This is a genomic window from Amycolatopsis sp. NPDC088138 (genome assembly GCF_044741685.1).
Classification (GTDB): domain Bacteria; phylum Actinomycetota; class Actinomycetes; order Mycobacteriales; family Pseudonocardiaceae; genus Amycolatopsis.
The window spans coordinates 25,065-38,815 of the sequence record NZ_JBIUTB010000012.1 but is presented as its reverse complement, the minus strand read 5'-3'; the positions used below and the strand labels follow the sequence as shown (position 1 = coordinate 38,815).

The window sequence follows — 13,751 nt, the reverse complement described above, 5'->3', positions numbered from 1 at the left end:
CACTACCCAATTTCCCTTATGGCGTACCGAAACCGTTTTCGGCACGCCAATCGTCCAAAGTCTTCACGAGCGCCGCGAGCTCGCCGCGCAGCTCCTCGGTGCCCTGGTCGAGCCCGGTCTTCCCGGGTCCGACCTTCGGCGAGAACGGCTCCCCCACGAGGATGTCCACGCGCGGGCGCCAGCGCCTCTTGCCGTTCGCGGGCTTGAGCGTCCCGCGCGTCGCCACCGGCAGCACGACCGCGCCGGACGCCCGGACCAGCCACGCCGCGCCGCGTTCGGCCGCGCCGACGTCCCCGGCACCGCGGGTGCCCTCCGGGAAGATCCCGACGACACCGCCGTCCTTCAGCACGCCCACCGCCGTCATCAGCGGTTTGCGGTCGATCGCGCCGCGCTTGAGCGGGATCTGCCCGATCGCCAGGAAGAACTTCCCGACGATCCCGGCGAACAGCTCGGCCTTGACCAGGAACGCCGAGCGCCGCGGCAGCATTCCGAAGATCAGCTGCGGTTCGACGAACGAGCTGTGGTTGGCGACCACCAGCACCGGCCCGGACGCGGGCATGCGCTCGCGGCCGTGGACGCGGATCCGGAAGACCGCCCGCAGATGGTACCGGCCGAAGAGCCGCCCGGCGTCGTGGAGCCAGCCGACGGAGCCCTCGGGCAGTCCGTCAGCTTTCATCGAGCTACCTCGGCGTTGCACCCCACCAGCAGGCCGCGGTGGCTGGCCAGTTCGCTGAGCGCCACGATCACCTGGTCGATGGACAGTTCCGAGGTGTCCACGTGGACGGCGTCCTCGGCCGCGCGCAGCGGCGAGGTCGCGCGGGTCGAGTCGAGGTGGTCGCGGCGCTCGACGCTCGCCAGCGCGTCCGAGACCGACGACTTCCGGCCGGCCGCGGAGTCCTGGGTGCTGCGCCGCGAAGCGCGGACGTCGGCCGACGCGGTCAGGTAGACCTTGAGCGGCGAGTCCGGCGCGACGACGGTGCCGATGTCCCGGCCTTCGACGACGATGCCGCCGACGCCGCCGAGCACCTCGTCGATGATCCGCCGCTGCCGGGCGACGAGCAGCTCACGCACGTGCGGCACGGCCGAGACGGGCGAGACGGCCTTGGTGACCTCGGGCCCGCGGATGTCGGCGGCGACGTCCTGGCCGGCGAGGCGGATCTCGGGCCGGTCGGGGCTGGTCCCGATGGCGAAGTCGGCGTGGTCGGCGAGCTTCGCGACGGCCTGGGGATCGGCCGGGTCGACGTCCGCGCGCAGCACGGCGAGGGTGACCATCCGGTACATCGCGCCGGTGTCGAGGTAGCCGGCGCCGAGGCGCTGGGCGAGCTTGCGCGCGACGGTGGTCTTCCCGGTCCCCGACGGGCCGTCCAGCGCGACCACACCACGTAGGGCTCCCGTCACCGGCACTCTCCTCGCGTTCTCGTCTCGTTCGGGCCGTACCCCATTCTGCCGGGCGGGGTACGGAGGAGATCAGTCGGCCCGCGCCCCACCCCCGCGCGCGACGCCATGAGGGGCACCTTCACGGCCCTTCCGTCCCTGAGGGTGCCCCTCACGGCACCAGCGGCAAGGCGGGAACCGGCCGACGCGGCCGACTCCCACCGTGTCGACCCCCCAGACACACGTGTCGTCGCCCCAATCACGCGTGTCGACCCTCCAGACACGCAAGCCGACCCTCTGAGTACGCGAGTCGTCCAGTTGGGCACGCGAGTCGTCCATCTGAGTACGCGAGCTGCCCGGCCCGGCCGCCCCGCGCCGCCGACGTGTGCGAAGCCGTGAGGGGCACCCTCATGGCTTTTAAGTCCCTGAAGGTGCCCCTCACGACTCACCAAGCCCTGAAGGTGCCCCTCACGGCGTCGGAGTCGGCGGCGTGGGCGGCGAGGCGGGAAGCGCGCCGAAGCGGGCCACCACCACCGCCAGCCGATCCGCGTGGTTCTCCGGGGAGAGACGGTGGCCGCGGTCCAGCGTGATCAGGCCGTGGAGCGCGCCCCAGAACACCTCGGTCAGCGTGCCCGGCGCCTGCCCGCCGGCGACCGGCTCGACCACCGCGTACAGGCCCGCGAACGCCTCCTGGAGCACGGGCGGGGTGTCGTCCTGGGCGAAGGGCAGGTCCGAAGCCAGCGTGAACATCGCGTCGTAGAGCGCGGGCTTGGCCTCGGCGAAGGCGACGTACGCCCCCGCGACCCCCGCGACACCGCCTTCGCGGGCCGAAGCCAGCACCTCGGCCAGCTCGGCGAAGCCCTCCAGCGCGGCCGCCGCCATGATCGCGTCCTTGCCGCCCGGGAAGTGGCTGTAGAGCACCGGCTGGCTGTACTCGATCAGCGCCGCGAGCCGCCGGGTGGTGACGGCGTCCCAGCCCTCCGCCTCGGCCAGCTCTCTGGCCGCGGAGACGATCCGCTGTCCGCGTTCGGATCGGTCGCGCACACGGCGCTGTCGCTGGGTCATGCCGCCGATACTAGCACTGCTAGACAATCTAGCGTCGCTAGGTTAGCGTTGCTAGTATCGCTAGCAACGCTAGAAAACTGGAGGGAACCCCATGCTCGTCGCCGGATACGTCCTCGTCGCGATCGTCTCGCTCGGGATCATCTACGTCGGCCTCAACTACCTCTTCGCGCCGGCCAAGATCGCCGCGGGCTTCGGGTTCACCGAGGTCCCCGAAAACGCCGAAAGCTTCCTCAACGTCAAGGGCGGCCGTGACATCGGCGCGGGGCTGATCCCGCTGGCCCTGATGATCTACGGCGACCCGCACGCGCTCGGCTGGGCCTTCCTCGCCGCGGCCGTCTGGCCCGTCCTCGACATGCTGATCGTCCTGCGCCACGGTGGGAAGAAGGCCATCGCGTTCGGCGTCCACGGCCTGACCGCCCTGGTGATGGTCATCGCGTCGGGCCTGCTCCTCCTCGGCTGAACGTCGCGAATCGGACACGTGGGTTACGGTGGTTAGGTGAACGTCGAAGTAACTCCCCTGCCCGGCATCGGGGTCCGCAAGGACTTCGCCACCCGTACCGGCCGCCGCATCGGCGTCGTCACCCAGCGGGACGGGCACATCGAGCTGATCGTGTCCAAGACCGACGATCCCGACACCTGCGTCGCCTCGATCCCGCTGACCGCCGACGAAGCGGGCGCGCTGGCCAACCTGCTCGGCGCGCCCCAGCTGGTCGCGCAGCTGACCGAGGAGCACCGGGACCTGCCCGGGATCAGCACCCGGCAGCTGCCGATCAAGCCGTCCGGGCCGTTCGACGGCCGCACGCTCGGCGACACGGCCATGCGCACCCGCACCGGGGTTTCGGTGGTCGCGGTGGCGCGGGCCGGCCAGGTGCACCCCTCACCGGCGCCGGACTTCACCCTGACCGGAGGCGACCTGCTGGTCGCGGTCGGCACCGGCGAAGGTCTCGAGGCCGCCGTCAAGATCCTGAAGTACGGCTGAGCGCACCATGGACCACACCGCGCTGTCCCTGATCGAACTGGGGGCGGTCTTCTTCGTGCTGGGCGCGCTCGGGCGCCTGGCCGGGAAGATCGGCCTCTCCCCCATCCCCCTCTACCTGCTCGGCGGCCTCTGCTTCGGCTCCGGCGGGCTGATCCCGCTGACCGACATCGGCGGCTTCACGCACCTCGCCAGCGAAATCGGCGTCGTGCTCCTGCTCCTGCTGCTCGGCCTCGAGTACTCGGCGGCCGAGCTGTTCACCGGGCTGCGCCGCTCCTGGACGGCGGGACTGCTCGACATCGTCCTCAACGCCGCCCCCGGCGCGGCCGTCGCGTTGCTGCTGGGCTGGGGCCCGGTCGGCGCGATGGTGATGGCGGGTGTCACGTACATCTCGTCGTCCGGGATCGTCGCGAAGGTGCTCGGCGACCTCGGCCGGCTCGGCAACCGCGAGACGCCGGTGGTGCTGTCGATCCTCGTGTTCGAGGACCTCGTGATGGCCCTCTACCTGCCGATCCTCACCGCCGTGCTGGGCGGGGTCTCGCTGCTGGGCGGCATGGAGGCCGTCGGGATCTCGCTGCTGGTGATCACCGTGGTCCTGGTGATCGCGCTCAAGTTCGGCCGGTACGTCTCGGCCGCCGTCGACAGCCCGGACCGCGAGGTGTTCCTGCTCAAGGTGCTCGGCGCGGCGCTGCTGGTGGCCGGGATCGCGTCGGCGCTGCAGGTGTCGGCCGCGGTCGGCGCGTTCCTGCTGGGCATCGCGATCTCGGGTTCGACGGCGGAGAACGCGACGCACATGCTCGAGCCGCTGCGGGACCTGTTCGCCGCGGTGTTCTTCGTGGTGTTCGGGCTCAACACAAACCCGGCGTCGATCCCGCCGGTCCTGGGCTGGGCCGTGGTGCTCGCGGTGGTGACGACGCTGACGAAGGTCGCCACCGGCTGGTGGGCCGCGCGCCGCCAGGGCATCGGGAAGATGGGCCGGGCCAGAGCCGGGGCCTCGCTGGTCGCCCGCGGCGAGTTCTCGATCGTCATCGCCGGCCTGGCGGTGACGGCGGGCGCGGTGGACGGCGAGCTGGCCGCCCTGGCGACGGCCTACGTCCTGCTGATGGCCATCCTCGGCCCGACGGCCGCGCGCGTCGTCGAGCCGGTCGCCCGTGCCCTGCAACGGAAGTCGGCCGCGAAGACCGCACCCGCCGAGGCGAGCTGACGTGAACTCCGCTCTCGCCGCCGTCCTCGACCGCGAGGAACGGGACGGGCCGCAGATCCTCGCCGCGCTCGTGGACCACGGGGTGTACGTCCCGGTGCGCCCGGACGGCTCGGTGCTGTTCCTCAAGGGCGAGGACGGCAAACCCGTGCTGCCCGGCTACGTCAGCGAAACGTGCTGCGCACAGCTGCTGCCCGCTGCCGACGGGGCCGTCCGCTGCGACGCGCTTCGGCTGCTGGACATCACGGGCGACACCGGCGTAGACGTACTGGCCCTGTTCTCCACCGGCGGCTGGGCGCGCGTGCCGGTGCCGCTGCTGCGGGAGACGCTGCAGGAGCGTGGTCAGCAGGCCCCCGGCGAGCAGCTGGAGCTCAGCTGGTCGCGGCACCCGGTGGCGGTGGCCCTGCGCGACGGCGCGGTCCGGCGGATCCGGGAGTTCCCGGCGGTGCGCACGGTGTGGGTCTCGAACGCGCGGCGGCTCGCCACGGGCGCCGAGCACCTGATGGTGCACATCGCGGTCGACGAGGACCTGCCTTCGGCGACGGCGGACCGGCTGATGCAGTCACTCCTCGCCGACGCGGCCGGGACGTCCCGGTGGGCATGCTCGCGCTGAACACGACCACACACGCCGAGACGATCGCCGGACTGGACTCGATGGGCCTGGACACCGTGCGGGCCGACCCCGGCACCGGCCGCGTCGACGTGCTCTCCCGGGAGTACGACCCGGATTAGCCCAGGCCCGCCCGGCTCGCGGACGGCACGAACGCGCCGCCGCCGAGGGTCGGGTGGGTCGACGCCGCCGGCAGGACACCCGCCAGCGGGACCGACGCCGACGTCTTCGCCAGGTCCAGCGTCACGCGCCCGGGACGGGCCGGGCCGCTGATGAAGCTGCCGTCCGTGCCGCCGATGATCAGCGCCAGCGCGTGGCCCTTCGGCACGACGTGGTCGGTGGACGCCAGCCGGAACGTCATCGTGTACGCCGTGCCCGGCGTCAGAACCCGTTCCTGCGCAAGGGAAGCGTAGTTCGCGAGGTCGGCCCAGCCACGGCTGAGGATCGTGTAGTTCACCTTCTTCGGATCCGCGGAGGTCACGCGGTAGCAGGCGTCGTCACCCGTCGCCGACGAGCCCCAGCAGTTCTCCGCTGTGCCCGTCTTGATGCCCTCGCCGCTGCCCGCGAAGTTGCGGATCGTCGCCGGGCCGAGGTCCACCAGCAGCGCCGAAAGCCGCGCCGACGACGTGCTCGGCGTCGCCGTGACCGTGAGCGAAGACGTCCCCGACACCTGCAGGTCCGACGCCAGCGTGCCGGTCGAGTAGGTCAGCGCCGCGCTGCCCGGGTTCGTGACCCAGGTGTCCTCGCCGACGTTCGGGTTGTCGGTGAACGACGCCGTGCCGGACGCCGCGGCCGTGCCGAGCTTGCCGCCGGCCTGCGGGCGCAACGCCGTCGCGACCGCCTTCGCGGCCGGGTAGGCGGGCTGGTCGGCCCACTGGTCCGGCTGCCGCTCGACGCTGGCCATCGGGCCGTTCTGCACGCCGTTGTCGACGCCGAGCAGGTAGTGGTCGAACCACCGGTGCAGCAGGTCGACCCAGTCGGAACGCCGGTAGTCGAACGGGTCGACGTGCCCGGTCTGCGCGAGCCAGATCTTCCGCTCGACGTGGTTCGCGGCCAGCGCGTCCCACCACTGCCCGAAGTTGATCGTCTTGACGTTGAGGTCGTTGACACCGTGGGAAACCAGCACGCTGGCGTGGACGTTGCGCGCCTGGGCGACGTAGTCCCGCGCGGCCCAGAGCGGCCCGTAGTCACCGTTGGCCGTCGCGCCCGTGGCCAGTTCCTGGTTCTGCGCCGCGCAGTTCTGCCCGCTGTTGTTCGCCTCGACCGTCTGCGCCAGCCCGGCCGGGTCGAAACCGAAGGTCGCGCCGTCGGAACGGTAGTAGTCGTACCAGGAGCTGATCGCGGAGATCGGCACGATGGTCTTCAGCCCGGCGACCCCGGTCGCGGCGACGCCGTTGGCGATCGTGCCGTCGTAGGACTTGCCGATCATGCCGACGTTCCCGGTGCTCCAGCTCGCGCTCACCGCACTGCCGCCGGTCTTCGCGCTGTAGCCGGTCGCGCGGCCGTTGAGCCAGTCGACGACCTTGCGGGCCGAGCCGACGTCGGACGCGCCGCCGACGTCCGCGCACCCGGCCGAGCGGTTCGTCCCGGCCAGGTCCACGAGCACCGCCGCGTAGCCGCGCGGCACGAAGTAGTTGTCGTAGAACAGCGGGAACTTCACCGGTTTACCGGCGCTGTCGTAGGTCTTCAGCTCGCTCTCGTTGCCCCGCCCGCAGCACGAGTAGTACGGGCTGGCGTCCATGATCACCGGCACCTTGGTGCCCGCCGCCGCGGGTTCCGACGGGCGCACGATGTCGGCGGCGACCCGGTCGGGCTTGCCGTCGCCGTCGCCGTCCCGGCCGATGTCGACCCAGACGGTCTCGCGGATCGCCTTCGTGTAGTCGTACACGGGTTCACTGCTCCGGGGCGCCGCGGCCACCGCCGGGGCGAGCGCGCCGAACAGGACCACCGCGAGGACTCCGCACACCAGACCGGATCGCATGCGGGTCACGCTACGAGGCGGAGATCGTTCCCGCCACGGCGGAAAGTCGGGGGTAGCTTGGCGGTCATGACGGAGTCCCTGCCCGCGGTCGGCCGCACGGCCGTCGGCGTGGCCGCGTTACGCGCCCTGGAAAGCCGCCGCCCGGATCGGCTGTTCGACGACCCGTACGCCACCGCGTTCTACGCCGCGGGCCGCTCGGTGCTGCCGGCGACCCGTGACGGACTGGGCCAGATCTTCGCTTCGCAGGTCGCGATCCGCACCCGCTTCTACGACGACTACCTGCTCGACGCCGGGTGCCCCCAGGTGGTCCTGCTCGCCGCGGGCCTCGACGCGCGGGCGTTCCGGCTGCCCTGGCCGCCCGGGACACGGCTGTTCGAACTCGACCTGCCCGAGGTGCTGGCGTTCAAGGACCGGGTGCTGGCCGGGCAGGGCGCGCAACCGTCGTGCGAGCGGGTCGCCGTGGGCGTGGACCTGCGCGGTGACTGGGCGGCCGCGTTGCGCACCGCCGGGTTCGACGCGCGCGTCCCGGCCGCGTGGCTGGCCGAAGGCCTGCTCGTCTACCTGTCCCGCGAGGACGCGGACCGGATGCTCACCACGGTGAGCGAGCTGTCCGCACCGGGCAGCCGGGTGTCGTTCGAGCACGGGACGACCGACACCCCGGACAGCCTGCTGACCCGGGCCAAGGCGACCCCCGACGGCGAGCACGTCACGCGCCTGTGGAAGGGCGGCCTCGGCGACCAGGCCCCGCGGTGGCTCGGCGAGCACGGCTGGGAACCCGCCACGGTCACCCGCTCCGCGCTGGCGGCGCGCTACGGCCGCCAGGACGAGCAGACCCCGGACGGGTTCGTCACCGCCGTGCGTCAGAGCTCGACGTTGCGGTAAAGCGTTCCGACCTCGACCTTGGTCAGGCGGCGGATCGAGCCGACGCGCTGGTTGCCGAGCTGGACGTCACCGACCGCGGTGCGGACCAGCTTGAGCACGGGGTGCCCGGCGTCCTTGAGCAGGCGGCGCACGATGTGCTTCTTGCCCTCGTGGATGACCAGCTCCACCAGGGACTTGCCGGAGTGCATGTCCTTGACCCGGAACTGGTCGACCTTGATGATGCCGTCCGGCAGCTCCCAGCCGCTGCGCAGCTCCTTGCCGAGCCCGCGCGGCACCAGGCCGTCGACCTCGGCGAGGTAGGTCTTGAGCACCCGGTAGGACGGGTGCATCAGCCGGTGGCCGAGGTCACCGTCGTTGGTCAGCAGCAGCAGGCCCTCGGTGTTCTCGTCGAGGCGGCCGACGTGCACGACGCCGGGCGTCTCCTCGTAGCGGCCCTTGAGGTAGTCGCCGACGCAGGGGCGGCCGCGGTCGTCCGACATCGTCGAGTGCACGCCCTTGGGCTTGTTCAGCGCCAGGTAGATCAGGTCGTCGCGCAGGTTCACGCGGGTGCCGTCGACGTGGATGATCGCCCCGTCGGGGTCGACGCGGCGGCCCAGCTCGGTGACGACCTCGCCGTTCACCTCGACCCGGCCGGCGACGATCAGGTCCTCCGCCGCACGCCGGGACGCGACCCCGGCCTGCGACAGCACCTTCTGCAGCCGGATGCCGTCGGGGTGTTCACTGGAAGTCATCGATGGTGTCCACTTCGGGTAGCAACGGAGCGATGGCGGGCAGGTCGTTCAGTGACGACAGCCCCAGTCGCTCCAGGAACAGCTCGGTCGTCACGTACAGCGTCCCGGTCGTCTCGGGGTCGGTCCCCATCTCTGCGATGAGGCCGCGCGCGAGCAGCGTCCGGATCACGCCGTCCACGTTCACGCCGCGCACCGCGGCGACCCTGGAACGGGTCACCGGCTGCCGGTACGCGATCACGGAGAGGCTCTCCAGCGCGGCCCGGGTCAGCTTCGACCGCTGGCCGTCCAGCAGGAGCTTCTCCACGAACGGTGCATAGACGTCCCTAGTGTAGAACCGCCACCCTTCACCGACTCGCCGCAGGTCGATCCCGCTGACGCGGTCGGTGAACTTCTGCGCCATCGTCCGCAGCGCGACGACGATGCGCGCCCGCGGTTGCTGCAGCGTCTCGGCGAGGGAATCTTCGCTGGCGGGCGAGTCGACGACCAGCAGCAACGCCTCGAGCGCGGCTTCGAGCGCCTCGTCGGAGCTGATGTCGGGCATCGAGTCGACGTCCCCGGCGGCGACGAGGTCCGACTCGGGATCGGCGGGGCCCGGCTCGGCCGGGGCGTCTTCACTCGCTTCCGCGGGAGCGTCACTTTCACGTGAAAGTGACGCTTCCGGCTCCGGCTCGGCAGCCGCCTCTTCGGCGGGTACCGGCTCCACCAGCGGTTCCTCCGGCCGGCCGTCCTCGGTCACCGGTTCGCCGGACAGGGCCTCGTCGAAGGCCGGCTCGGCCGCGGCGGACGCAGGCGGTTCCGGGGCCTCGACCTCTGCGACCACGGTCTCGGCGGTCTCTGGCGCAGCGGTCTCGGCCGGCGTGGTCTCCTCGTCCGGCGTCGTGTCTTCGGGGGTCACCCGTACTCCTCTTCGTCTCCGGCGGTCAGGTCCTGCTCGGCCGCCACGGAGGCTTCTTCCTTCGAACCGCCGGTCCAGCGCACGTGCAGCTCGGCCAGCGCCTCGGACTGCTCGAACTGCACCGTCGCCTCGCGGTAGAGCTCCAGCAGCGCCAGGAACCGCGCCACGATCTCGACGGTGTGCTCGCAGTCGTCGACCAGCTCGCCGAACGTCGCCTGGCCGCGCTCGGCCAGCATCACCCGCAGCAGCGCCGCGTGCTCGCGCACCGAGACGCGGCCCATGTGGATGTGGGCGATCGACACCGTCGGCGGCGGCTTCGGCTTGAACACCGCCACGGCGATCTCGGCGAACTTCTCCGGCGTCACGCCCAGCATCACTTCGGGCAGCAGCCCGACGAACCGGTCCTCCAGCGCCACCGACCGCGGGTACCGCCGCAGCGCGCCCTGCTCCAGCTCGCCGAACAGCGCCGCCACCTGCTTGTACGCGCGGTACTGCAGGATCCGCGCGAACAGCAGGTCACGGGCTTCGAGCAGAGCGAGGTCGTCCTCGTTCTCCACCTCGGCCGACGGCAGCAGCCGCGCGGCCTTGAGGTCGAGCAGGGTCGCCGCGATGACCAGGAACTCGGTCGTCTCGTCGAGGTTCCAGTCGGTGCCCAGCGCCCGCGTGTAGGCGATGAAGTCGTCGGTGACGCGGTGCAGCGCCACCTCGGTGACGTCGAGCTGGTGCTGCGAGATCAGCTGCAGCAGCAGGTCGAACGGCCCTTCGAAGTTGGCCAGCCGCACCTTGAACTTCGACGTGCTCAGTTCCTCGTTGGCCAGGCCTTCGGGAACCATGCCGCCGTGCACCGTCTCGTGCTCGTGCGGCGGTTCGTCCGGTACCTGTGCTTCCGGTGCCAGCTCTTCCGGGGCCTCTCCAACCGGCTCCGGCGGCACTTCGGCCGATGCCGGGGTGTCCATCAGCCCTCGGTTTCGCCGCCGTCTGAGCCGACCACCCGCAACCTCTGCACCAGCACCGAGTCTTCGCCGTTCGCGTCGAAGTCGGCCAGCAGCACCGCGACGGCCTCGCGGACCAGCCGGCCGCGGTCGACGACCAGCTCGTGCTTGGCCCGCAGCGTCAGCCGGGCCTGCTCCATGGCCACGAGCTCGTCACCGGAGACGTAGACGGTGATCTTCGCGTCGTGCTTGGTCCGGCCGGAGCCGTGCGGGGCGTCGCCGCTGCGGGCGAGCTGCTCCGTGCGACCGTGGCCCTTGCCGTTGCCGTTTTCGACGGGTTCGGCGGGCGCCGACGACGTCTGGGGCGGGAGATCGAGAGCGGGGCTGGAGGTGATGCGGAAGAGTTCCGACGCTCCGGGCAGGGAGGCGCGCCTGCTCACCGAGCGATCACCTCGCGAGCCAGCTGACGGTACGCCGCCGCGCCGGCCGACTTGGGGGCCCAGGTCGTGATCGGCTCACCCGCGACCGTCGTCTCGGGGAACCGCACCGTGCGGTTGATGACCGTGTCGAACACGGTCTCGCCGAATGCCTCCACCACGCGAGCCATGACCTCCTTCGAGTGCAGGGTTCTCGGGTCGTACATGGTGGCGAGAATCCCGACTATGTCCAGTTTGGGGTTGAGGCGTTCCTGCACCTTCTCGATCGTGTCGATCAGGAGCGCTACACCTCGCAGACTGAAGAACTCGCACTCCAACGGGATGATCACGCCGTCCGCGGCGGTCAGCGCGTTCACCGTGAGAAGGCCGAGCGAGGGCTGGCAGTCGACAAGAACATAGTCGTAGTCGTTCATGACCGGACGAAGGACCCGTAACAACGTGTGTTCGCGCCCTACCTCAGCGACGAGCTGGACCTCCGCCGCGGACAGGTCGATGTTGCTCGGCAGCAGGTCAACGCCGTCGACGCGGGTTTTCAGCAGCACGTCGGTGGCGCTGACGGCCCGCTCCATGATGGCGTTGTAGACCGTGTGGTCCAGTTCGTGCGGCTGGATGCCGAGACCGACGGCGAGCGCGCCCTGCGGGTCGAAGTCGACGAGCAGCACCTTGCGGCCGTACTCGGCGAGGGCGGCGCCCAGGTTGATGGTCGACGTCGTCTTGCCGACGCCGCCCTTCTGGTTGCACATCGCCATGATCTTGGCCGGGCCGTGGCGCTCCAGCGGGGCCGGATCGGGGTGCTCGCGGATCGGGCGGCCGGTCGGCCCGATACCCTCGAGCTTCACCTTCTTGCCGTTGCGCTCTCTCGGTTCGTCGCCGTCGTGGTTCGCGGGGGTGGCGATCGTGACGTGCTGGAGGTTCGCCGCGGCCGACCCGGCGGACGCGGCCGGTACGGCCGGCTGGTTCGGTGTCGACATGGCGAGAAGGCTCCTTGTCCGTGGCGTCCGGGGCAGCCTATGCGCGGACTCCGAGCCCCGGCAAAGCAACGCGCCGGACCCGAGGGGGCAATGTCAGTCGGCCGTCGGTCCAGCGTAGGAAGGCCCTGGACCCTTTATAGGGCCGTCTAGCCCAGCGCCCGGGGGTGCGCCGTGGCGTACACCTCGCGCAGGGTGTTGACCGTGACCAGCGTGTACACCTGCGTCGTGGTCACCGACGCGTGGCCGAGCAGTTCCTGCACGACCCGGACGTCCGCGCCGCCTTCGAGCAGATGCGTGGCGAAGGAGTGGCGGAGCGTGTGCGGCGAGACGACGGCGGCGATCCCGGCCCGTTCGGCGGTGTCCTTGAGGACCTGCCACGCGCTCTGCCGCGAAAGCCTGCTGCCGCGGACGTTGAGGAACATCGCCGCGGTGCCGCGGCCGTGCGCGGCGAGCACGGGCCGCGCGCGGACGGTGTAGGCGTGCAGCGCGGCGATCGCCGGGCGCCCGATCGGCACCAGCCGCTGCTTGCCGCCCTTGCCGTCGAGCAGGACGGTGCGCTCGTCGTCGTCGACGTCGTCCAGGTCGAGGCCGACGGCTTCGGAGATCCGGGCGCCGGTCGAGTAGAGCAGCTCCAGCAGCGCCCGGTCGCGCAGCGCGCGTTCGCCCTCCGGCGCCGGCGTCTCCAGCAGCCGCAGCACGTCGCCGACGGGCAGGGCCTTGGGCAGCCGTTTCGCCGGGGTCGGCGGCCGGACCTCGCGGGCCGGGTTGTGCTCGGTGACGCCCTCGGCGTGCGCGAACTTGTGCAGGCCCCGCACGGCGACCAGCGCCCGGGCGGCCGACGACGCCGCGAGGGGCATGTGCTCGCCGTCGCCCTCGCGCAGCGCGGCACCGAACGACGTGACGTGCGCGGGCGTGATGTCGGCGATCTTCGCGATGCCGGCGCCGTCGAGGTGGGCGGCGTAGCGGCGCAGGTCGCGGGCGTAGCTGTCCAGCGTGTTGCGCGCGGTCCCGCGTTCGACGACCAGGTGGTCGAGGTAGGCGGCGATCACGTCGGCCGTGCTGTGCGGGCTGGAGGCCACGGCGGTCACCTTAGGCCGTGCGGGCACCGTGACCCGGGAGAAACCCCGTTCTCGGCCGGACGCGGTTACCTTGGATTTCATGGAGACGGACGAGCTCCGCATCGGCACGGCCGAGCGGGAAGAGGCGGCGCGGCTGCTCGCCGACCACTTCGGCATGGGCCGCATCACCCCCGACGAGTACGAGACGCGGGTGACGGACGCCTACAGCGCGACGACGCTGGGCGACCTGCGGCCGTTGTTCCGCGACCTGCCGCAGCCGCACCCGGGGTTCCTGACCCCGCCGCAGGTGCCCCAGCTGCCGACGTACGCGCAGCCGACGATGCAGCTGCCGATGTACGGCCCGCCCCCGCCGTCGATGCCACTCCCGATGCCGTACGCGCCGTCGATGCCGATGCCGGTGTCCTACCGGTCCAAGACCACGGCCGGAGTGCTCCAGATCGTGCTGCCGTTCGGCGTCGGCCGGTTCTACACCGGCCAGACCGGGCTGGGCCTGCTCCAGCTCCTCGTCGTGCTGATGACCGGCGTGGGCGTGCTCTGGCCGATCATCGACGGCATCATGCTGCTGGCCAACGGCGGCCTCGACGCCGAAGGCCGCCCGCTGCGCCCCTGACCAGAAG

17 protein-coding genes are annotated in these 13,751 nt (G+C 71.5%); 7 read left to right on the top strand and 10 right to left on the bottom strand.

Annotated features, from left to right (window positions below):
- Positions 1–16 precede the first annotated feature (16 nt).
- The 3 genes from ACIOD2_RS48685 to ACIOD2_RS48675 form a co-directional block, all read right to left on the bottom strand.
- Positions 17–676: a lysophospholipid acyltransferase family protein gene (locus tag ACIOD2_RS48685; RefSeq protein ID WP_400552842.1), complete on the bottom strand. Its 660-nt coding sequence runs from the start codon at positions 674–676 to the stop codon at positions 17–19.
- Entirely contained in the window at positions 673–1,377 is a 705-nt protein-coding gene (gene cmk, locus ACIOD2_RS48680) for a (d)CMP kinase (protein WP_400553064.1), read from the bottom strand. Before cmk ends, ACIOD2_RS48685 begins: the two co-directional genes overlap by 4 nt.
- Before the next feature lie 465 nt (positions 1,378–1,842).
- Positions 1,843–2,439 carry a TetR/AcrR family transcriptional regulator gene (locus ACIOD2_RS48675; RefSeq protein ID WP_400552840.1) on the bottom strand — a complete coding sequence of 199 codons (597 nt, stop codon included), beginning with the start codon at positions 2,437–2,439 and terminating at the stop codon, positions 1,843–1,845.
- A gap of 91 nt (positions 2,440–2,530) precedes the next feature.
- Between ACIOD2_RS48675 and ACIOD2_RS48670 the strand changes: the two genes are divergently transcribed.
- Genes ACIOD2_RS48670 through ACIOD2_RS48650 form a run of 5 tightly spaced genes read left to right on the top strand, consistent with a single transcriptional unit; the run spans position 2,531 to position 5,348 of the window.
- Positions 2,531–2,899, top strand: coding sequence for a DUF4267 domain-containing protein (locus ACIOD2_RS48670; RefSeq protein ID WP_400552838.1), 369 nt, complete (start codon positions 2,531–2,533; stop codon positions 2,897–2,899).
- Between the two features lie 36 nt (positions 2,900–2,935).
- Positions 2,936–3,418, top strand: a complete 483-nt coding sequence (locus tag ACIOD2_RS48665; RefSeq protein WP_400552837.1) for a cation:proton antiporter regulatory subunit — start codon at positions 2,936–2,938, stop codon at positions 3,416–3,418.
- A gap of 7 nt (positions 3,419–3,425) precedes the next feature.
- A complete protein-coding gene (locus ACIOD2_RS48660) occupies positions 3,426–4,619 on the top strand; it encodes a cation:proton antiporter (RefSeq protein ID WP_323325838.1) in 1,194 nt (397 codons plus the stop codon).
- A 1-nt stretch (position 4,620) separates the two neighbouring features.
- A complete protein-coding gene (locus tag ACIOD2_RS48655) occupies positions 4,621–5,229 on the top strand; it encodes a hypothetical protein (RefSeq protein ID WP_400552835.1) in 609 nt (202 codons plus the stop codon).
- Positions 5,211–5,348, top strand: coding sequence for a hypothetical protein (locus ACIOD2_RS48650; RefSeq protein WP_400552834.1), 138 nt, complete (start codon positions 5,211–5,213; stop codon positions 5,346–5,348). The genes ACIOD2_RS48655 and ACIOD2_RS48650 overlap by 19 nt, the downstream gene beginning before the upstream one ends.
- Here the strand turns inward: ACIOD2_RS48650 and ACIOD2_RS48645 are convergent.
- The gene (locus tag ACIOD2_RS48645) at positions 5,345–7,207 is read right to left on the bottom strand and encodes a Xaa-Pro dipeptidyl-peptidase (RefSeq protein WP_400552832.1); all 1,863 of its coding nucleotides are present in this window, start codon (positions 7,205–7,207) and stop codon (positions 5,345–5,347) included. The two genes, ACIOD2_RS48650 and ACIOD2_RS48645, sit on opposite strands and share 4 nt — an antisense overlap.
- Before the next feature lie 66 nt (positions 7,208–7,273).
- On the opposite strand from ACIOD2_RS48645, the gene ACIOD2_RS48640 reads away from it, so the two are divergent.
- Positions 7,274–8,089, top strand: coding sequence for an SAM-dependent methyltransferase (locus ACIOD2_RS48640; protein WP_400552830.1), 816 nt, complete (start codon positions 7,274–7,276; stop codon positions 8,087–8,089).
- Here the strand turns inward: ACIOD2_RS48640 and ACIOD2_RS48635 are convergent.
- The 6 genes from ACIOD2_RS48635 to xerD form a co-directional block, all read right to left on the bottom strand.
- Positions 8,068–8,820 (bottom strand): pseudouridine synthase, encoded by a 753-nt coding sequence (locus tag ACIOD2_RS48635; protein ID WP_400552829.1) that lies wholly within the window; start codon positions 8,818–8,820, stop codon positions 8,068–8,070. The two genes, ACIOD2_RS48640 and ACIOD2_RS48635, sit on opposite strands and share 22 nt — an antisense overlap.
- The gene (scpB, locus tag ACIOD2_RS48630; RefSeq protein WP_400553063.1) at positions 8,807–9,640 is read right to left on the bottom strand and encodes an SMC-Scp complex subunit ScpB; all 834 of its coding nucleotides are present in this window, start codon (positions 9,638–9,640) and stop codon (positions 8,807–8,809) included. Before scpB ends, ACIOD2_RS48635 begins: the two co-directional genes overlap by 14 nt.
- A gap of 71 nt (positions 9,641–9,711) precedes the next feature.
- A complete protein-coding gene (locus tag ACIOD2_RS48625; RefSeq protein ID WP_400552827.1) occupies positions 9,712–10,671 on the bottom strand; it encodes a segregation and condensation protein A in 960 nt (319 codons plus the stop codon).
- On the bottom strand, positions 10,671–11,087 hold the full coding sequence (locus ACIOD2_RS48620; protein ID WP_400552826.1) for a cobyrinic acid a,c-diamide synthase: 417 nt from the start codon (positions 11,085–11,087) through the stop codon (positions 10,671–10,673). Before ACIOD2_RS48620 ends, ACIOD2_RS48625 begins: the two co-directional genes overlap by 1 nt.
- Positions 11,084–12,055: a ParA family protein gene (locus ACIOD2_RS48615; protein ID WP_400552824.1), complete on the bottom strand. Its 972-nt coding sequence runs from the start codon at positions 12,053–12,055 to the stop codon at positions 11,084–11,086. The genes ACIOD2_RS48620 and ACIOD2_RS48615 overlap by 4 nt, the downstream gene beginning before the upstream one ends.
- A 146-nt stretch (positions 12,056–12,201) precedes the next feature.
- Positions 12,202–13,104: a site-specific tyrosine recombinase XerD gene (xerD, locus tag ACIOD2_RS48610; RefSeq protein WP_400553062.1), complete on the bottom strand. Its 903-nt coding sequence runs from the start codon at positions 13,102–13,104 to the stop codon at positions 12,202–12,204.
- Positions 13,105–13,213: 109 nt separating this feature from the next.
- Between xerD and ACIOD2_RS48605 the strand changes: the two genes are divergently transcribed.
- Positions 13,214–13,744 carry a DUF1707 domain-containing protein gene (locus ACIOD2_RS48605; protein ID WP_400552822.1) on the top strand — a complete coding sequence of 177 codons (531 nt, stop codon included), beginning with the start codon at positions 13,214–13,216 and terminating at the stop codon, positions 13,742–13,744.
- Positions 13,745–13,751 lie beyond the last annotated feature (7 nt).